This is a genomic window from Rossellomorea sp. FM04394 (assembly GCF_041889765.1).
Taxonomy (GTDB): Bacteria; Bacillota; Bacilli; order Bacillales; family Bacillaceae_B; genus Rossellomorea; species Rossellomorea aquimaris_B.
The window spans coordinates 772,362-793,664 of record NZ_CP168654.1 but is presented as its reverse complement, the minus strand read 5'-3'; the positions used below and the strand labels follow the sequence as shown (position 1 = coordinate 793,664).

Below are 21,303 nucleotides of genomic sequence, written 5' to 3'. Positions count from 1 at the left end.
ATGGCTTATCCCACCTTATTCAATGTTGAAGATTTACTCTCTTGAATCGTTTTATCATACTTCTGAGGATTTCTCGCAATTTTGATCAATGCCGCAAAAACGAACATTTCTAAAAATAGTGCAGGTACTCCCCCCAGGTTATTCAACATTTTCACTCCGTCTAAATTAGCAAAGCTGATCATTGTCCAAGAGATTATACTGACAACTACACCCCAAACAACCTTGATCATGATTCCAGGTTCTGGACTTTCCGGGGATATTCCACTTGAGCTGATACCACTCATGGCCGCAATGTTGGAATCGCATGCTGTTACAAATGTGATAAAGACAATAAAGACAAAGAAAGGGATGATGAACTTCGCTAACGGAAGTTCTGAAAATACAGCGTATAAGACGGATTCTGGTCCGTTTGTTGTGATGATTTCTGAAAGGCCGAGTCCCGTCATTTGCATATTGATGGCAGTCCCTCCGAAAACACTCATCCAGATTGCACCGAATGCTGCAGGAAGCACAAAGTTTACGAGAATGACCGTTTTCACCTTATACCCATATGCAATTCTTCCTAAGAATAATGCGATGATAAGAGCCCAGGCAAACCAGCTTGCCCAGTAGAACGTAGTCCACCATTGAGGCCATGGATCTCCTGCTGATGCGCCGGTGAATAAGCTTTTCTCGAAAAAGTGTGTTAAGTAGTGACCGAACGATTCTGTACCCAGGTTCACAATATAAGCCGTAGGACCGACTATGAATACGAAGATGATGATGGCAATAAATGCTTTCATATTAATATCAGAAAGGATCCTGATACCTTTCATTAATCCAGTAGAAGCAGATATTACGAATGTTGCGGTAACAACAAGTGCTACCATTGCCCATAGGAACGGAGAACTTTTCACTCCAAAAATATGATTGAGACCCCCGGAGAGATTCATGATGCTTGTTCCCATTGACGCTGCCATCCCTAATGCAAGAGTGTATAGAGATACGGCATCTATTACCGTGCCTGTTCTTCCTTTCAGCTTGTCACCAAGAAGTGGTGCCAGAGTGGAGCTTAAGCTATAGGGCTGACGCATATTATAATACGCAAAAGCGAATACCACTGCAGGAACACAGTAAATGGCATAAGGAGTGATCGTCCAATGCAAGAACAATGTTGACATGGAAAATACAGCAGCTGCCGGACTATTTGGTTCAATTCCAAGAGACTCTGGTGGAGCAGAAACATGATAAACCGGTTCTACCAATCCCCAAAAAGTAAGTGTTGCTATTGTGGTCGTCAGCGTGATGGCAAACCAATTGAAGTAACCTAACATCGGTTTGGCATCTGCACCACCGATCCTTACATTTCCTAGAGGTGAAAAGTAGACCCCAATACAAGCAACCACCATAAGCAACCCGGTGATACTGAATAACCAGCCAAGGTTGGCAATAACCCAATTATTTGCGTTTGTCGTTGTACTGATAAACGCATCCTTACTAACAAAACTAAGAACAGCAGCCCCAATCAGCAATAGAAACGGCGGCCAAAAGACAGCATGTCTAATATTTTTCATTCATGATCCCCCCGGATTGATGGTAACGTTTACATTTTAGTATAAATAACCACTACCAAAATGAATAGGTACTATTTTTTCTTCTCATCCTTCTATTCATCTATTTTTTGCTAGTATCATTAGTCAGCCAGCCCTTTTTAAGGGTCTGGCTGACGTTCACTTAAGATACGATCAGGATTTTATCGTCGTCTGGCTTTTCTTCAAATACCGATTTGAATTCTATGACAGAGCGGCCAACGTTTACGCAGTTACAATCGTGGAAGGAATCAAACGCTGAATTGATATTGTCTAGTTGAATACGGTCAAGAACTAATTCATCGAGCATGAATTGGCCATCAAGATATAACTGGGCGATTCTAGGAAAATCCCGATATGGCTGCGTATCCCCGTAAAAACTTCCTTTAATCACTTTTCCTACCCGGTGAAATCCTCCAGCCGGAATGTTTAAAGCCAGCGCAGGATTAAATGCCCCCACCACTACAAGAGTGCCGCCTTTTCTCATTCCTCTCCATGCATCTTCAGTTGCACGGGTGTGACCTGAGCAGTCAATGGCAAAGTGGACTCCATAACCCCCTGTCAGATCTTTTAAGGCTGTTTCGGCGTCTTCTTTTGAAACGTTAATCGTATGGGTTGCACCAAATTTCTTTGCGATTTCAAGATTGGATTCTTTCACATCACAAGCTATGATTTTAGAAGCCCCTGAGATCCGGGCTCCTTGAATGGCGTTGATTCCCACACCGCCGATACCGAACACAGCAACAGTTGAGCCTGGCGTAACCTTTGCAGCATTCACTGCCGCTCCAAACCCAGTCGCCACACCACACCCAATTAGTGAAGCTTGAGCAAGCGGCATTTCATCTGGAAGTTTCACACAAGATAATTCTGGTACAACCGTATATTCGGCAAATGTGGATAGCAGAGAATTATGGTAGATAAGTTGACCATCCTTGCTCAGTCGACTGGTGCCGTCCAGTAGAGTTCCGTTAAACATTGGACCGAAAGCCGATTCACAAAGCTGTACTGCCCCAGTTATACAAAACTCACATGTCCCACAATAAGGCACCCAGCTGAGTGCAACTTTATCCCCTACCTTTACCTTTGTTACATTCGGCCCTATAGCAGCTACTATTCCAGCTCCCTCGTGACCAAGGATCGTCGGGATCGGAGTACTTTCATCATTTAATGCATTTAAATCACTGTGACAAACTCCTGTCGCACTCATCTTCACGAGCACTTCGTTTGCTTTTGGTTCTGCCAATTCTACATCCTGGATTTCTAGAGGCTTGTTGTACCCTACCATTACTGCCGCCTTCATTTTCACTTTTCATCCCTCACGTTTCTGATTGTTAATACGCAACCCAAATGGCCTTTGTTTTTGTATAAGACTGAAGAGAATGAATGGCGTATTCTTTCCCCCATCCACTTTGTTTCCACCCTCCGAACGGACTTGCAAAATCATAACATCCATATTTATTAATAAAAACCATGCCGGCATCCAGTTTGTTCGCTACACGGTGGGCCCGTGAAATATCGTTTGTCCAAAGTCCTGCTGCCAGTCCATAAGGCGTATCATTGGCAAGCTTTACAACCTCTTCCTCGGTTTCAAACGGGATTATACACAGTACAGGCCCGAAAATTTCTTCCTGTGCTATCGTCATTTTGTTGTCAACATCTGCAAAGATTGTCGGACGAACAAAGTATCCAAGCTCATTCTGTCCCGTCGTATCACGTTCTCCCCCAGCAACCAACCTGGCCCCTTCTTTTATTCCGCTTTCAATATATCCAAGAATCGATTCCATATGGGATTTCGATACTTGGGGACCTTGATTGCTTTGTGGATCGAAAGGATCTCCGCAAGTGTAGCTCTTGGCATAGTTAGAGATTTGGCTGACTACCCTATCATAAATGTCCTTTTGCACGAATAAACGAGTCGGAGCTGAACACTTCTCACCTTTGTGTGTAAATAATCCGTAAAAAGATCGTTCAATTGCTGCATCCAAATTTGGTGCATCACTGAAGATGATATTAGGAGACTTGCCTCCAAGTTCAAGGGTAACCGGCTTCAGGTTTGAATCAGCTGAATCGCGTACGAGCTTTTTACCGACTCCTGTACTGCCGGTGAAGGAAATTTTGTCTATGTCCATATGGCGGCTGATATAAGAACCGATTGCCCCTTCTCCCAGAATCAGGTTCAGTACTCCTTTAGGAAGAACCCCTGCTTCGTCAATGATTTCGAAAAGGCGGATCGCAGAGAAAGAGGTTTGGTTTGACGGTTTTAACACGACTGTATTTCCCATTGCCAATGCCGGTGCAAGCTTCCATGCTGCCATACAGATAGGAAAGTTAAACGGTACAATCTGTCCGCATACCCCAATCGGGTCTCTTGTTGTGTAGCTCAGGAAATTTCCTTCAACAGGATTATTTTCTCCATAATGCTTATCCGTCCAGCCTGCATAATACTCGAAGATATCAGAGGCTTCCTGTACATCATCCTGATAAGATTCTGTATAAAGCTTTCCATTATCAAGTGACTCTAATGTAGCCAGCTCTGCTTGATGTTCCTCAATGAGGACACTGATTTTACGAAGCATTTTAGCACGCTCTTTTTTTGTCACCTGACTCCACGCTCCATCAAAAGCTTCACGTGCTGCTACTACTGCTTTATCCACATCCTCTTTGGTGGCGCTTTCAAAACTGCCAACCACTTGGCCATTTGCAGGGTTAATCGATTCAATGACTGCATCGCTTGCGCTTGATACCCATTGGCCATTTACATAAAGCTTCTTCGTCGTCTCTAACCATTCTTTTGCCCACGTTAATTTGGGTTGATCAATTCCTTCAAATAATGCCTTTTCACTGATTGGTGCCACTTGTATCTCCTCCAATTTCTGAATAGTTCTTTACTCCTTCTGGGCCTTCCTCTTTTAGTAACCTTGAAACAAATTGATATCCATGGGCTTCTTTTAAATCGACGGTTAGGGGAATGATAGAGTTAGACAACTCCTCACACCTCTGCCGATTCACTTCCAATCCCCTTATACATCCACTGGTGAAATGCTTGAGCGTACACTCAAGCATTTTCATGGCTTCCAGGATATTTGCTCCTGCAGCTCCTTCAAATACATTTAGATCAAGTTCTCCATGTTCTAATGTTGCTTGCACCGCCCGATCACAGGCAATGACTTGAAATCCGCATTGGATCAAGGTTTCAGGTAAGACCGGATTTACCTTACCTGGAAAAAACGAAGAACCTGCCTGTGTAGCCGGCAGCTGGAATTCAGCAAATCCCGCCTTTGGACCTGAGGATAGTAGCCGGAAATCCTTAGCCATCTTGATCAAGCTTGAAGCAAATATTCGCAGTTCTCCAGAAACCCGGGCCAAGTCGTCTATGTTTTTCGCTGCATCAAACAGGTTATCTCTTAACTTCAGAGGCAATCCCGAAATATCACAAAGTCTCTCCACCACTACATCACGGTAAGTCACTGGAGCACCTGTTCCTGAGCCGATGACCGTTCCTCCTAGGTTCACCTGATAAAGTGCATTCATCGAGTCTGCTATCCCTATACCGCACCGCTTAAATCCCGCAGCATATCCGCTGAGCGATTCCCCCACCTTGATTCGCATTCCATCTTGGAGACAAGTCCTTGATATGGTTGTAACTTCTTGAAACTCTACAACCTTATCCTCGATTGCTTCAATGAGTGACTCGATTTGTCTCTTTAAAGACTGATAGCTTACTAGGATGGCCATTCGGATTGCTGTATGACACACATCTGAAGTGGACTGGGATGCATTCACATGCTCGACAGGATGTACGGGGGAATACGTGCCTCTTTCACCCCCAAGGTATTCGTTCGCTACATTCGCAATGACCTCATTGACGTTCATGTTTACACCAATCCCGCCTCCACCATGCAGCATATCTACTGGAAAATGCCCATTATGAATGCCGGATGAAATTTCAGTACAAGCAAAGGATATTGAGTTATACACTTGTTCCGAAAGGATGCCTCCTTCTACATTTGCTTTGGCGGCTGCCTTTTTAACAAGACTGAGGGTTTGAATATATTCCGGATACTGACTTAAAGTTCGCCCTGAAAACGATAGATTCTGTACGGTTCTCTGAGTATTGACCCCAAAGAGTGCTTCTCTGGGAATTTCCAATTCTCCGAAAATATCCGATTCAACTCTTACACTTGTCATCTCACACCTCTTTGTTCATATTATGAACATAATGTTCATTAAGTGAACTTATGAGTTGATTATAAGTTGTCGTTCATTAAATTGTCAAACTATTTTTTATTTTAAAAATAACTTTTAACTTCAACGCTACTTCTAACTGAGCTATAATGATGTACATGAAAAACAATGACCTTAATCAACATTCATCCAAAAACCAAGAGAATACCGTACAGGCAGTCGATAGGGCAATCAGTTTACTCGAAATCATTGCTGAAAGTGAAGACCCCGTTATGATTAATGATTTAGTGGAAAGAACAAATATGAATCGAACAACCGTGTGGCGTCTCCTAGTCACATTAGAAAGCCATGATTTTATCGAAAGGAATCCTATCACTAAGGAATATCAGATCGGTTATTCTTTCAGCCGACTTGCTTCAGGCGAAACGAAGTACGATCCCCTGATACGCCGAGCCCGCCCCAGCTTAGAACGCTTAAGGGAGGAAACAAATGAAACCGTTCTCCTAAGCGTCCCTAAACACCTGGGTGTTTTAACCATCGACCAAATTGATTCACCACATAGCATCAGAATCGTCAATTTCGTCGACACCGTTCTCCCACTGCACTGCACGTCAAATGGGAAGCTACTATTAAGCTACCTCCCGGACAAAGAAGTGGATATTTTCTTACAACGGCCCTTGGAGAGATTAACTGCTCATACCATGACAGAACCACATCAACTAAAAGAGGAAATCAAGATCATGAGGGAAAGAGGATTCGGAACATCATTTGGAGAATCCGAGGAAAATGAAAATGGCATTTCCGCACCTATCTTAGGTAAGCCCAATCAGGTGATCGGTTTCATTAGTGTATCTGGTCCAAACTTCAGATTTGATAAAGAAAGGATTTTGGAGTTGGCTCCACTTGTGAAGTTGACCGCTAAGGAGATTGAAAAGAATCTGAGAAAGTAAATTGACTAAAAGAAGCTGCCAGAACATTTTCTGGCAGCTTCTTTTCTATACATTTAAAGGTAAAAAAATCCAGTTTAATACTAAATCTAAAATAAGGAGTAAAGATTTTATAAAGAAAAATAAAACTCCCTAATTTTCTGAGCCATTAATTTTCTTCTAGTTGATAAAAAATCATCATAATCATTATAATCCATATTCAAGATAGTTGAAGGAATACTATTTTCTTCTAAATTACTTAATAAAACATTTAAATCTTTTATCTCTCCATACTTAGAATCTGTTGAATTAAACTGATTTTTCACATTCGCCATATAAGTTTTTGGAGCTTGATCCTTAATCGTAATATTAATCTCTTGTTGCGTATAAGCGTAGTTAGCAATTTGGTTATATTGACCTCTATTTATATAACCATTCTTCTGTAAATACTTTTTGGGGAAGATGTGATGGATATCTCCTCTTTCCTCAATAAGATGTCTAACTTCTACCTCTTTTGATAAGAAGCCTTTATCTCCCGATTTAATTTGAGCCATAAGGTACAGGTTAAAGAATGGGCTACTTGCGACAGAGGTATTTAATCTCGTAACCAGGATATTGTTCCAGAACGCATCTGAAAGTTCGCCTTCTTCAACGTTATTAACATAGTCCTCTACATTCGTTGCATTGTTAAATCTTCTGATATCAAATTCAAACATGGATTCCGGTGAACCAGAATATCTTCCTGTTAACATGGATAACACAAGCCATTTTCTTACATTTTTATTAATGATAGCTTGATCTACATTTTTGTCTTTCAATAATAAATAAAGGATGTATCCAAAGTTTAACGTGTTTTGAGATCGGATAAGACTTTTGCTAATAATTCCTGCAGATTTAACAATCATAAGATATCTTTTGAAATTCGTTTCATTAACAAAAGAAAGTACGCCTTCCTCTAATGTCTTAAAAGACTCTTCTGCAATGTATTCTTTATATTCTCTAGTTTCAAAATCTCTTCCAGACAACAAGCTTACTAGATTTGAGAGCTTCCCTCGATTAAACTTAGACGTAAAAGCGACACGTAAAAGGTCTGAATAATCAGGGACATATAAAGATTCGGTGTGGTCTTTGATCCACTTTATTTTCCTGAAATATTCTGTATCTGCAAACTCTCTATCATTAGCTTCAATTTGGGAGTAATCTGCTGGATTTTTTGCTAGATGACAAAAATAATCAATCGCCTTCCGTATTTGAATGCCATTATAGTTTTCGTTTACGGCAATTTTCGACATCGCAAAGTCGGCTTGACTTAGTACTACTCCTTGAGAATTAATTCGAATGAAAATTTCCGTAACCGTCTCAATATCAAGTTCGTGTGAAAGTTCAATGATTCCTAGGTTACTAAATCGAATATTTACCAATCTATTTACAATTTGCCCGATGCCACTTTGATCAACAATCTCATTATCTTGACAATATTTCTGCACAAAACCAAATAAGTCGAAGCCTACTTTAAAAAAGCTTGAAATATCATTTATCCATTCAGAATCTTTTTCAATGGCTGGATTCGCCACTTCAAATTTTTCCTCTTTAGGGTTAAAGGCAATTCTAATTCTTCTCTTCTTATAATCTGAGCCTATAACTTCTTGTCCAAGCAACGCAGCAGTCATTGCTGTAATCCGCTGTTGGCCATCTATTAATATTTTCTTTCCATGGGACTGACTTCCATCTTTAAGCTTTGTGTCTGGATTTCTCCAAGTAATGATATATCCAACTGGGTACCCTTTATATAGTGAGTCCATAAGATCTCTAACTTTACTTGAAACCCATACAAAAGGTCTCTGTATTTCAGGTATTGCAATATCTCCATCCTTAATCCACGCTAAAACCGAATCTATAGATCCGTTGTTTACTACATATTTAGTCGTCACAACATACACCCTTTATATCAAATTAGTAGTATCTTGAACTCACACAAATACAGACTCTTTTATGATCTTAAAGGCCTGTGCCGGCTGTTTTTGCAAGATTCCTAAAGGTACAGTATTTAGCACTTCATCGTTTTGGATAATGTCAATTTGTTCACTGTCTGAATCCAGAAGTACCTCAACATGCCCTATCTGATAAGCCTGAACTTTTCTAGCTCGCTCAATCGTTCTATCATCTAAATTTGTGTGCACGTTGGTAGTCAGCCTTCTCAACATTCGCCACAACTTAATTTCTTCTGGAGATTTTATAAATAACTCAGGTAGCTCTTCTGATTGGTTGAGTAATGATAAAGTGGTCATCATATGAGATTGAATGCCATAGCCAACCGGCCGAATCTCCTTTTTCAAAACCTGCCAACTCTGTACTTCAAACCTCACTATATCTTGTCGAAGCAAAATATCCTGTACCCTTCCAAAAAACTGAATGCCATTTGCAACACCTGTCTCATTACTCACTTCAAATGTAACGTATAATGCGATAAACTCGGTACCTTGCCAACCTTTTTTTAGACCAGTTGAATTCAACTCAACATATCCTTGCCTCTTATACTCATGGTATACCCTTGTATCATTAACAGAAACAACAAGTACCTTCTCATCCAAAGAAGACTCCCAATGCATCCAAGCACCAGTAGGCAGCACGCCTTCCTCCTGCAGATCCTCAGGATTACTCTCCACCAATCGTTCCAATAATGTCTCCACCAGCACAGTCGAATTCGGCAAAAATGGCAGTCCACCAATATTCACCTCATCAATACTCTTATAAAAAGGATGCTCTAAGTAAGCCTGCTCTTCATTCCAAGGAAACAATACATACGCACCAAATGAATACCGTTCATAGCTATCTCTCTCATGATGCTTCTTCACCAATGCATCTCGATATCGGTGCATCGTATTAATATCCTCTTCCAACGGCCCTACCTTTTCTGCTTGATCAGTTCCGAAACCGAAATCAATCCGATACTTCGCATCGAACACATAATGATAGCGATTATGAGAATACTTCTTCTCCACCTCAAGCATAATATCAGGCTTCTGCATAACCGTAGGTACCTTCCCTTCTCTCTTTTGAAAAGAAAGGACAATCTGCTCCCCAGTCTGAGGATGGGTAAACACCTGCTTCGCATTAGATGTTTGATCCAGATCGACGAATAATGCGCCATGACGAATCGCCACAACATCCTGATATTCAGGCACATACTTCGCTCGCAAAATCTGCCCCATCTTCAAGTACGTCCAATACTCATAAAGCGTCGCGACATCCTTCACCGACATTTTGAAAAGCTCACCTTCAAGCATTAACCCTCTGGTCAAGACAAGATAGATTTTATACGCATCCCTATAACCAATCTTCCTCTGGATCACCATGCTTGTGACCGTTCGATCCACACTACTAATCCTTTTCCAAAAGGGTTTATTCAAATAAGCCTTCAGGATACCTTGCATCCTTTTGACTTTGAGAAGCAACTCTTCATCTACCTTCCGCTCATACCTACCTGATTGACTGCTAATCTTAGCCGAAAGATCCGTTAGCTTATGAGTAAGCCGCTCCATCCTCCACTTCACAAATCGGTTCTCTAACGTATCATAGGTAATCGTTTTCCGAGCATTTAAACCCTTCACAGGAAAAACAGGCTTATCGTGTAGCACCAGTCCATTGTCGGCTTCCATAAACAACTGAGGATTGCTTCGTAAATGCTTCCTCCCCTTACTATCCAACCTCTTAATCCGTTCCCCTCTCACCATCTGATGCTCCGTCAACAGCTGGTGATGAGGCTGTTCCTCAATCCGTTGAATAGACTTGATAAAGCTCTTAAAATAGAACTCTATTAGTCGATAAAACTCCGTCAAAGAAGGATTTTCCGATAAATGATTAGAAGCTCCTAGAAACGTCTTCTTTATAAAATGAAAAGCAAGATTATACACTTCATCATTAACTTCCTCTAGAAGCTTACGATAATCATTTTTATAACTTAATTTCGTCGGGAAAATCTCAAGCTTCACATCAAGTAAAGTCTTTTCATTATGCTTAATCGAAAAGCTTGTATATCCCACTTCATTCATAAACTGCAAATTCCCCATAAGTATCGGATGACTTCCTCTACCTACTGGTTCAACCGCATTCCTTAAACTTGGATGCTCATGATAAAAAGACAGGCTTTTATCTGTCTTTGGAGAAATCACAATTTGATACACTCCATTCTCAAAGAAAATAGGAGAAAAGGGCTGACCCTGCACTTCTTCAAGAGAATCCGTTTCTACATCGTATAATTCAACCGATTGAACGCTCTCACCGCTATAGGTAAACGTCATCGCTTCCTTCTCAAGAGCAGAATGCATCCGATACTGTGATAGACTCTCGAACCTTGCATTACATGGCATTCCTTTGATATAAAGAGAAAAATCCTCTGTCTCAATGTACAACAGCTCTTTCGTTTCCGATCCATTCATCCTTAACTACCCCAGAAGGAAGCGAAACCATCTTTGATGATTTTCGGAATCATATTCGATAGCTTTTCAGCAGATTTTGAAAAACGAGCTTCTTTCACGATCGAGGTTGCATTCATCTCATCCCACTCATGACTTGTACAGAACAGGAATAGCTTTTTCAATGCGACTTCTGTTTTCTGGTCGTTCCCTGTTAATCTTGGGAGAACCTTTTGAGCCAGCTGATAATCAAAAGCGTCATCAAACTTCATCAGCTGTCCTTCATTGTTATAAATCATGTAGAAACATACTTCATCCCTTACCCGGTACCCGAAATGAGCCTTTATTGGTTCCAATATTGTATTTACTTCAACAAGAAGCCCAGTGACCTTTCTCACAAGATCCTCATGATCAAAGAAAGCATCCTTTATATTCAGAAACCGGCCAGCCACCTGCTTATTCGATACAGACAATGGTTCAGCATCAGACTCTTTACTCAAGAAACCAAAGTGATCCAGAACCACCTCATTGTATTCAATCGTATTGGCACGGTCTAAAACCTTCGGACTGAATGGATGAGTAGTTTCATCCATATTAACCGTCCCAATGATAAATAGATTGTCTCTCATCAGTAATCGTCCAACTTCCGTCTCCTCAACCACGGGATCAGAAACCAACTCTCCATCCTTATTGTCACGGCTTTCCATCACACTTAATAGATCACTAAAGTAGTACTCTACTCTAGCTAGATTCATCTCATCTAACAATACAAAATAAGGCTTATCCCTGTTTTCGGGTTTATTAGCCTCCATTAATACCTTTGTGAATGGCCCTGCTCGGAATTCGCCTTTAATGTCACGGTAGCCAATAAGATCAGATCCATCACTCCAATCAGGGCGGACTGGGATTAAAGAGAATTGTCCGTTATCTGCGGTGGCTCCAAGACTTTCACTGAATAGTTGGACGATCTTTGTTTTACCGGTTCCTGAAATGCCTGATAGAATAACGAAGGGTTTAGTCTTCAAGGAAAGGTAAAAGTTTGTTATTTGCTCCAAAGTATAGTGATAACCTTTAGATAAGATATAGTTGTGAATATGGTGTAAAATCTTAAGATCACTAGAATTATCTATTAATTTTTCTTCTATTAATAATTTTTCTAATGTAGTATATTTAATAGGATTCCCAGAACCTTTATGAATCTTTGATACATCCATCCCGATTAACTTTGAACGTATTTCTTCGTCTGCAGGACGACCTTTCAAGATAAACCTTCCTGCTTTTTCTGGATGAGGGTCTTTTTCATAACTTAAAAATTTATAAACTTCTTTAATTTCATTTTTGTATACAGCACAGTAATACTTGAAGCCTTCTTTTAATCTATCTTCTCCTATTTTCCAGCTAACACTTGTTACTTCATATAATTCATCTGGAGTAATATCTTCTTTATAGGATACTGTTAGTTTTATTAATATAACGTCTTCTTTCATTCCTTAATTTCTCCCGTCTTAAAATATTTCATATTTAAATGACAAAACGGCTCTCTACCACCATAATCAGGTGAAGAGAAACCGCCACTGCCTAATTAAAAAAACCAATCTTAGGATCAATTAGCAAAGTCCTATCTAAGAAAAGATTTCCAAACTCACATGATGTTTCAGGAAGATAAGAGCAGCTATGACAGGCTGCACCATTTAAATTATTCACTCCTTGCCCTGAAGATCTTCCAATTTCAGAACATACAGGGTCCGAGCTACACCAGCGAGCCTTATCTAAAGCTTTTTCAACGACAGGAAAGAAATTTTCTTTTCTGCCCATTCTTACTAACCCGCCAAATGTACCATCAATATCGCCTGAAGAAGTATAAATTAAAATTCCGTTATGTTCTTCACTAAGATACAACCTTTCTTTAATCGAAGCAGAGTTATAGCCGCATGTTAAGGCTAATTCATCAATGATTAGATGTGAAAGCGTATGAAGGAGAACGTTCCTTGGGCTTATTATACTCTCATCAACAATCGTCCCTCTTTTTTCTACACGCGTAAGAAGTCTGTTGAAGTAAGGTTTAACATCTTCTCTCTGCTCCCATATCTTTATTTTTTCAGAATTCAATGTGAAGAAAATCCCCTCACCAAAGACCTTGTAAGCAGGTAACCAGTTATTATCATTTGAAAGAGGCTCTTTAAATAATAATTGTTTACCTTTTAAGAGTTTGTTCTTTGCTGACACTTCCTCTTTTATTGTAAGCCTGCTAAATCCGGTTAAAACAATTGTTTCTTTTAATTTTGTAATTCTATTTAATAAACTGAAGTAAGATTGTACTTGTTCATCACTATGAATTTTTTCAGAGACCCATTCATTTTTAACTTTCAAATTTTTTGTATCAATTTCTTGTAACAGCTTTTCGTATTCTTTAATTCTTAACTCTTTTTCAGGATTACTGATGTTTACTCCTTCAGGGTTTTGTTCGTCATCCAACTTACCTTCTATATACAAAATAGCAAGCTCCATATCGGAATGAGTGAATTCTTTAATTTCTGGGGGACATAGCTGTATTGCCATATTTATTTTAGTATCTAAATTATCCGTGATTTCTAACAAAGACGAAGTAATCCCATTTTTTTCAAAAATATCAATAAGCTTCTCTACCTCAAGATTCTCTCCAGGCAAGTGTATTGCACTAATTGTATTAGGATAGAATACATTAATCGAATTTTTCAAGACAGCAACCGGGTATGAGGTGCAAACTTCTTTATCTTTATCAGACCCATACCATGGCTTATTACCAGGACATTGGTACAACTTTCTTTCAAATTTATTAAGACTCCTACTTAATTCACTTACATTTTCATCGTCGTCTGAATAAGTCTTTCTCGACATTATTCCTTTTAGAGACCGTTCTGCATTGCAGGTGCATTTAACTTTGAGGGAATCCAGGGTTGCACCGCCAGTAGACAGAATTCTCATCCTTCCATTACAAGAGGTATTTTCATCTCCATGGACCCATTCAATCCATGGAAAATCTGATATATGTCCTTCACTGCATACCATTACAAACGGGACTTGAATCATTTTCATTTGTTTCTTACATTCTTTGCAATCTAGCCAGCTGGTCCTCGAAGACATCGCTGATTGATGCAGAGTTTTACACTTCGGACAATAATGCCAAGTAGGAAAACGCAGCATAGGGATATAAAGATCCGTATTGGTTTGGGTAATCATACTTCCAGCATTTTTATATTGATAACTTGGTCTAAAATCAGGGGGCATCAATAACTTGTTCACCTTTAATAAAGATCTAAGACGAGGTTCTTGGATTTCAAACTCACCGAAAGCTTCAATTCGGTTTTCATTTTTGTCATAATACCATTTATCCAGTGCACCAATCATTGCTGATTCTCCTTCAGGACTTATCACAAGTGCACCAGGTCCAAAGGTTGTAACAAGCTGCCCTCTTCTTAATGGCAAGTCTCTCATGTAAATAGCGCCTCCCAACTATTTTCACCTTCATTATCATCATCTGCATTTGAATGATAAATCGATGCAATTAGTCCCCTGCATTCTGAATCTACATTCCTCATTGAATTTATCATTGATTCAGCATTAGCTTTTAATGCTTGAGGTACTGAAGTGCCGGCTGAATACATGTACCCATTAACCTGCGAATCAACTCTCCAGGAGGTATACTCTCCTGTTTCAAGTCTTTTTAAAATTACACGGAACCTGCTTTTCAGTTCCTCTACCTGTTCTGGATCAACAAGTAACGCCCTTTCAATCAATCGATTATAAAATGGTACTACCCTTGTACTTAAATACCTTTGAATTTCTTTCCACTCGGGAGTTCTAGCGATATCCTCACTTAATGCCTGACGTAAAAATCCAATTACTACTGCATGAAGTCCTCTATCTAAACATGAATCAGAAAAAGGGGTCACGCTTGTTGGTTCAACTTGTGCATAAAGTTTCTGATGATATTCTCTAAAGTGTTCAAAATGCGATTTATCTCTAGATTTTGTGTTTGAATACAGAGTAAATATCAGCCCTGGCCTTTCCCACCAGCGGCGTCCAACCCGACCGCTCACTTGTATATATTGGGCAGTCATTTTTGGCTGGCCCACAATTGCCATAACAGATAGACGATCAATATCCACTCCAACTTCAATAATGTTAGATGCTAAACATAAATCAATCGTTGTATTTCTCTCTTTTGAGTTTGGGTTGTAAGCTGATTTTAAATCATCGATTGTTTTTGAAATTTCATGACTTTGTTTTCTAGAGGTCAATTCAAGTACATTATTAATATATCGAATATCTTTTTGGAGACCCTTTCTCATAGACATAGACTTTGAATATTGAGGAATATCCGTCTGTGTTAAAGTTAGTCCGCCGCCAAGTTCCCGCAAGGTGTTATAAAAAGTCAGTAAGGTCCAATATGGATCCCTTTCATTTTCCTTTATCTCAGTGGCAGATTGAAGTATTGAAGAAAATGCCATAACCTGTGCCATCATAATTCTGACCGTGGTGGAATATACGCCAACGTATTTTCGTCCAGGCATGGGCTTTCCTTCTTCATCTAATGCAGGTGTTGCAAAAAAAGAGTCCTCACTTTCCAGCCCTGGACTTGGAAATAACCTTGCATTTTTTCTACCGAATAAAGCACGTGCTTGTTCCTCAAATTGTTTAATTGTAGCAGTAGCTGCAATGATTTTTGGTTTTACGACCTTGCCGTCAACTTCTTTTAAGCATAATTCCTCTACTAGGCTTTCAAATAATCCTGTTAATGTACCTAAAGGACCTGAAATTAGATGCAGTTCATCTTGAATTATTAATGATGGAGGATTCACACGCCGTTCCCCATTCTTTTCAATCCCAAAGAGAGACCGTGCTTGCGGCTGCCACACTAGTTGGACAAACTTATCTACTGTACCAATTAAGAATGTTGGTCTCCGATCGTAAATAGTTTCATCTACGATATAAATAGGTAGTTCTTCATGAAATTCACATTCTTTATCAGGACAGTGAACAACAAGTTTATCGCTGCTTATTTTATAACCAGCATAATGCTTCTTTTTACTTCCATTTTGTTCATAATATCCTAAAGCAGCCCCGCACCACGAACAGCTATTCACAATAAACTGTTGTGCATTTTTTTCATTTTTTTGAAGTTTGCTTAAAACTGCTTTTGCATTTTTATTGTTATTTGGGGTGGTATTTGACCCAACCCATATTCCAATAGAGAAGGGGATTTCTCCCAGCCTTTCTTTTTCTCTTCTTCGTAGATATTCCAAAGCACAAACCAGTCTTGAGGAGCGCTGAAATTGGTCAGCAGTTAACAGTCTTAACGTATATCTCATCATAACATCAACACCTGCGTCCAACGGATTTTTAAGACGCCTTAATACCATTTGAAAGGCAGCGACACCTAAATAAGCTTCCGTCTTTCCCCCACCGGTTGGAAACCAAATTAAATCAACTACTTCTCTTGACTCAGAATTTTCATTAACCAATGACTCAATTGACATTAATATAAATGCTATTTGAAAAGCTCTCCATGTATTCGTTTTCATTTTTAAAGTAGATTCATCATTTACACTTTCTTTATAGGTTTTATTAAAATGTAAATGATTTTCTTCTATTCGGCTAAAGCGTCTTTCAATTCCATTAATTTGTTGTAATAAAATTGCTTTATTTGCTAAGCGGAAAGCCTGAAGTACTTGTGGATCTTTAAGCAGCTCAAGACCCTTTTCCATTCTCATTAGACTTTCATCACATAATTTTAGATGTTTACCAGCCACTGGCCTTAATGGATCTGGAATATCTGCAACTTCTGTTCTTTTTTTCTTTATCCAATCCTTATATCCATTAATAAGCGGGCGTAGAATAGAATCGGGAGAATCATCACTGGATATACCCGCCAAATCACTCATTCTAATTTCTAATTCTACTTTTTTCCCCTCGTGTTCAACATACACATTTGGTGTCATACTTAGTGCCTCATACTCAGGCATGAAAGTAGTTGAAAGTTTTTTGATATTTTTAGAGTGCTGTTCCCAATCAGCAGCACATCCATGACCAAATGCATAAACTCCCTCATTTCGGTAAAGAAGTTCAGAAGATGCCTCCTCGTCACCAATAGTTTGTTTCATTTCATAAGGCTTTGGATAAACTGAGAAAGTGTGATTTTCTGGTGTGAAAATATCCATAACAGCTTGAAATAGGATTAATTGTTGGCTTTTGAACTTTTGAGGTGCAGAGCGATTAGTCACACTGATGGTGATTATATATTTCCCCTTCACGTCCCGCAGCCTAGCCTGAAAATTTATATTATATTGGCTTAACTTTTCACCTTTCTTATTATTCATATCAACATGTTTTTCAAGTTGCTTGCTTTTTAAAAGTTCTTCAATTGATAATTCCCATAACCCTTCTACGGATTCTCTTAACCACCATTTGTATGGACTACTATTTCCACTGACTCTTACATTGTGTGGTGTATAATTCCCTCCGGATATGCGTACTTTTAAATTGGGCACTTCTTTATTAATACAGAATGTTAATCCCATAGTGGAAGGCATAAAATCATTTCTTTGAGGAAGAAGTTCAACTTCCCCATCATCCTCAGTCGTCTCCATACCAGACTCTTGATCAAATAATTTCTCGATTTTTTCACTATCAGGAGCGTCACTAGGGTCTTCCCCTATTGGAGTTTCAAGGGCAGCTTCCTCACTCCCACTCGTCCCCAGTGGAAATAAGTGTCCAGTTACATATCTTTGGGTTGGCATCTCTCTTTGCAGTATCTCTTCTTTAATGCCCCCTACTTCCCAAAAGTAAGGAATATATAAATCTTCCTTAGATTCTAATACGGTTGTTCCAATTGGATTAAATTTACGATAATGGTCTCTGATTTGAGAGGGACCTATCATTTCTTCTTTAACGTTGTTCTTGACTTTTTGACGATTGTTCAATGATTCTTCTAAAGTAATAGTCATAAATTACACTCCTTCCCCTAAATTTAATCAAAACTCATAGGCTTCATTAGGTTATATTGCGCGATAAAGTGTCTTGTGCGATCAATTGATACTATTCTCTCTATATTGAAAGAAGCACCATCAAATTCTTTAGATTTAAATGTATAAAAGCCTTTTTCCTGTAATTCTTTGTAGATATCCTGTGATAATTCGCTCATTAATTTTTGTGATATTATCCTTCCTGCCTTTATATGTGCGTTTTGTATTTTCTTCATAGTTTCATAAGTTTCTTTTATTTTATTTTCGTCATATTTGATTGCTTTAAGTATCTTAGTAAGTTCAGTAGGACAAATTGATTCTTCATTACACCATGATCTTACTGAAGCAGAAGAGGCAGTCTTAATATTATATTTGTTATATAGTATATCGCTTACTTTCTTAAGACCTTTTCTTTTTACATTTGAACGCAGTTTATTTTTCCAATCCTTCTGTAAAAGACGGTATTTCTCGGCACTCTTTTTCAATACATCCTGATCGGCAACTTCTGCGATTAACTTTGTATCTCTTTCATTTCTGATAACGATATATTCGTCTTCTTCTACATCCCTAAATTTTATTTGCTTTATCAAATTAGTTTTATCGTTAGGATTAAAAACCCTTATCTTTGATTCTCTTGGAGCAAATAAAAAACGGTCGTTCTCCAACTGAACTAAACAGGCTTCTACCGCTTCCTGAGAATTAACCTCATTTTTCTGTTCATTAAGAAACTTGTTTACTGATGTACTTAACACTTCACCTTGATTAAATTCAATTATACTTTTCTTTTGCAGGGTCTCCCCGATGGTAACGTTTTTGTAAATAGTACTGTGTGTACCTTCTTTATCTATATCTTCAAAAACATTTTGAGGCTGAAATGAATTTGTGAAAATATCATAAGATACAAAGGTTATGGTTTTTCCCTTAAAAGTAGATTTTACATAATCCCCAAAGTATAACGGATTGCCTACATATATTATTTCATCGAATAGTTCAAAATCTTTTCTGAAGCTGTTTTCAGTAAAATAACTTACTTTCAGGAAGGACTTTAGACTGCTGCTTACTAAGTGTTTTTCCTGGTGAGATATTGCTCTTTTAGTAACTATAGCAACCTTTAATCCAACTTCAGCTCTTTTATTTATGTAGCGGCATAAATTATCAAACAAATTATTATCACTTTCTTTTAAATCTTTAATTGATTTTGCCGCCTTTATGAGTGTCTTACTAAATAATTCCGGGTAGCTTTTCTTAGTAAGCATAAGCTTTGAGATAATTGCTTTTTCCATATCCTCATCAATAACCTGATTATACGGTTGTAAGCTGCTTGCCAATTTAAAGAATATCTTATTTAGAAAATTTAAAACTTCTATTAATGATTCATCGTTATCATATTTCTTCTGAATTTCTAACTTAAATTCACCAACATAGTTCGAAAACTGTAACATCTCCCCGCTATTAACATGTTTAAATAATACATTCGACTTTTCTAAACTATATAAAACTAATAAATTATCAAGTTTCATCAACGTTCACCTCCAAGCAAGAACCTCTATACCGGCAGGTATATTGACCTCCGTTTGTTCTAGGTACTCAATAAGTTCTGTTGTAACTATTTTCTTCCCATCCAATAATTCTCTTTTAATATCTTCCTTTACCTCATGCAAACGGCTTTCATTGTCAGTTCTACTTGCAACAATTATTTTTGGGTTCTTATTAAAGTTTTTTACCTGTTTCATGTAACTATTTAAGTTAGAATAAATGACAGGTACTTCTTCCATTATTTCATGTTCATTCTTCTTTAATTGTGAAGAAATTAATTTCCCATTAGTGAAACTGTTTTTATTATCTAAATAAAGAAAATCACTAATTCGCCCTATTACTTTTTCATAGAAAAAAACCTTCTCATTCATTAATGAAAATAAATTGTTATTATTACCAACTATATAAAATTTATCTCCAGGATAAAATCCCACTTTATACAATTGACGTGATGTATAAAGTTTTTTTAGAAATTCATTATTGTTTAAACCTATATTTTGATTCTCACTTACTTTTCTCGTTCTCTTTATTTCATCAAATTCTTCATCTAAAATAATGACTCTGTCAATCCATTGTTTCTCAGGAATTCCTCTTTCAATTTTCCCATCTTTAATTTTTAATATCATTTCATTTTCGAAGACAGGACTTTCTTCTATAGAAATAACGGAAGCCTTCCTGGAAGAAATATCATCTTTATAAATAATTCTACTGCCAGGTATTAAGTTTAAAATGGTTTTTCTTATCGATCTAAGCTGTTTATTTTTAGAAAATGTTTTGTCTGCTATTCCTACTGCAATAAATAAAGAAAAAAAATCGTCATATGGTATGGAAAGTATAATATTTAGAGGTTCCTTACGTTTTAAAGCATTTTCACTTAAGTATGCGCCAATTTCAAATCCAAAATTTATCCAATCCGGCAGCGGTTGATAACCCCTTTTACTAATCACTTGTAAATTTTTTATCGACATAGTAATTCCACAACTTCCTTTAAATGAATATTTAAAATACTCCTTCTGATTTTATCATATATTTTTACAATTTTTCTCTTAAAATTACATTTGTCTTACAAATATTACATTCCTATCTATCTTCTCTCCTTTTGATTTATATCGTTTCTAATTCTTATATATGGGGAAAATTTAAGATGTAAGATATAAATAATAAAAATGGGTGAGAATGAATGACCGATAATCTAACAAAAGATCAGCGAAGAAAAAATATGCAGGCAATAAAATCACAATCCAAGTTGGAAGATAAAGTCACACGTGAACTATGGAAACATGGGGCCCGATTTAGGAAAAATGTGAAAACACTGCCTGGCAAACCTGATATTGCAATAAAAAAGTATAAACTGGTTATTTTTATAGACTCATGTTTTTGGCATGTATGTCCTCTTCATGGGAATATGCCGAAATCCAATCAAAAGTATTGGATAAATAAATTATATAGGAATCAAGAAAGAGACTTAGAGGTGAGTGAGTTTTACCTAAAAAAAGGATGGAGAATACTAAGAATATGGGAGCACGAACTTAAAGAGAATTTTGACCTCACGATTGAAAGAATCCTTAATTTTATTGAAGATGCTAAAAATCCCTATCCGTGATTATTCCCAGAAGTAACAGGTAGACACCATCATAATGTTAAGTATAAAATTAATAGTTGCTTTAAT

Annotated in this window: 13 protein-coding genes; 2 read left to right on the top strand and 11 right to left on the bottom strand. The window is 38.0% G+C overall.

All coding sequences use genetic code 11. From position 1 onward, the window contains the following. Positions 1 to 5: 5 nt before the first annotated feature. The 4 genes from ACCB35_RS04005 to ACCB35_RS03990 all read right to left on the bottom strand — a co-directional run bounded on the left by ACCB35_RS04005 (position 6) and on the right by ACCB35_RS03990 (position 5,756). Positions 6 to 1,553, bottom strand: a complete 1,548-nt coding sequence (locus ACCB35_RS04005; protein WP_374055843.1) for a BCCT family transporter — start codon at positions 1,551 to 1,553, stop codon at positions 6 to 8. 160 nt (positions 1,554 to 1,713) lie between these two features. Continuing rightward, the gene (locus tag ACCB35_RS04000) at positions 1,714 to 2,868 is read right to left on the bottom strand and encodes a Zn-dependent alcohol dehydrogenase (RefSeq protein ID WP_374056944.1); all 1,155 of its coding nucleotides are present in this window, start codon (positions 2,866 to 2,868) and stop codon (positions 1,714 to 1,716) included. Between the two features lie 31 nt (positions 2,869 to 2,899). Further along, positions 2,900 to 4,423: an aldehyde dehydrogenase gene (locus tag ACCB35_RS03995; protein WP_374055842.1), complete on the bottom strand. Its 1,524-nt coding sequence runs from the start codon at positions 4,421 to 4,423 to the stop codon at positions 2,900 to 2,902. Then, positions 4,407 to 5,756 carry a lyase family protein gene (locus ACCB35_RS03990; RefSeq protein ID WP_374055841.1) on the bottom strand — a complete coding sequence of 450 codons (1,350 nt, stop codon included), beginning with the start codon at positions 5,754 to 5,756 and terminating at the stop codon, positions 4,407 to 4,409. The genes ACCB35_RS03995 and ACCB35_RS03990 overlap by 17 nt, the downstream gene beginning before the upstream one ends. Positions 5,757 to 5,911: 155 nt before the next feature. Here ACCB35_RS03990 and ACCB35_RS03985 point away from each other — a divergent pair, with 155 nt between their 5' ends. After that, positions 5,912 to 6,703: an IclR family transcriptional regulator gene (locus tag ACCB35_RS03985; protein WP_374055840.1), complete on the top strand. Its 792-nt coding sequence runs from the start codon at positions 5,912 to 5,914 to the stop codon at positions 6,701 to 6,703. A gap of 107 nt (positions 6,704 to 6,810) precedes the next feature. Here the strand turns inward: ACCB35_RS03985 and ACCB35_RS03980 are convergent, their stop codons facing one another. From ACCB35_RS03980 to ACCB35_RS03950, 7 genes are all read right to left on the bottom strand, one after another. Beyond that, on the bottom strand, positions 6,811 to 8,610 hold the full coding sequence (locus tag ACCB35_RS03980; RefSeq protein WP_374055839.1) for a DUF262 domain-containing protein: 1,800 nt from the start codon (positions 8,608 to 8,610) through the stop codon (positions 6,811 to 6,813). A gap of 39 nt (positions 8,611 to 8,649) precedes the next feature. Then, positions 8,650 to 11,118 carry a DUF2357 domain-containing protein gene (locus ACCB35_RS03975; protein WP_374055838.1) on the bottom strand — a complete coding sequence of 823 codons (2,469 nt, stop codon included), beginning with the start codon at positions 11,116 to 11,118 and terminating at the stop codon, positions 8,650 to 8,652. Positions 11,119 to 11,120: 2 nt separating this feature from the next. Next, complete coding sequence (locus ACCB35_RS03970; RefSeq protein WP_374055837.1) at positions 11,121 to 12,581, bottom strand: AAA family ATPase; 1,461 nt, start codon at positions 12,579 to 12,581, stop codon at positions 11,121 to 11,123. A gap of 91 nt (positions 12,582 to 12,672) precedes the next feature. Then, positions 12,673 to 14,568 carry a DrmB family protein gene (gene drmB, locus ACCB35_RS03965; protein WP_374055836.1) on the bottom strand — a complete coding sequence of 632 codons (1,896 nt, stop codon included), beginning with the start codon at positions 14,566 to 14,568 and terminating at the stop codon, positions 12,673 to 12,675. After that, positions 14,565 to 18,080: a helicase-related protein gene (locus ACCB35_RS03960; protein WP_374055835.1), complete on the bottom strand. Its 3,516-nt coding sequence runs from the start codon at positions 18,078 to 18,080 to the stop codon at positions 14,565 to 14,567. The genes drmB and ACCB35_RS03960 overlap by 4 nt, the downstream gene beginning before the upstream one ends. Positions 18,081 to 18,103: 23 nt before the next feature. Continuing rightward, a complete protein-coding gene (locus tag ACCB35_RS03955; RefSeq protein ID WP_374055834.1) occupies positions 18,104 to 19,618 on the bottom strand; it encodes a hypothetical protein in 1,515 nt (504 codons plus the stop codon). A 6-nt stretch (positions 19,619 to 19,624) separates the two neighbouring features. Continuing rightward, positions 19,625 to 20,602: a hypothetical protein gene (locus tag ACCB35_RS03950; protein WP_374055833.1), complete on the bottom strand. Its 978-nt coding sequence runs from the start codon at positions 20,600 to 20,602 to the stop codon at positions 19,625 to 19,627. A 212-nt stretch (positions 20,603 to 20,814) separates the two neighbouring features. Here ACCB35_RS03950 and ACCB35_RS03945 point away from each other — a divergent pair, with 212 nt between their 5' ends. After that, positions 20,815 to 21,237 (top strand): very short patch repair endonuclease, encoded by a 423-nt coding sequence (locus ACCB35_RS03945; protein WP_374055832.1) that lies wholly within the window; start codon positions 20,815 to 20,817, stop codon positions 21,235 to 21,237. Positions 21,238 to 21,303: the final 66 nt, after the last annotated feature.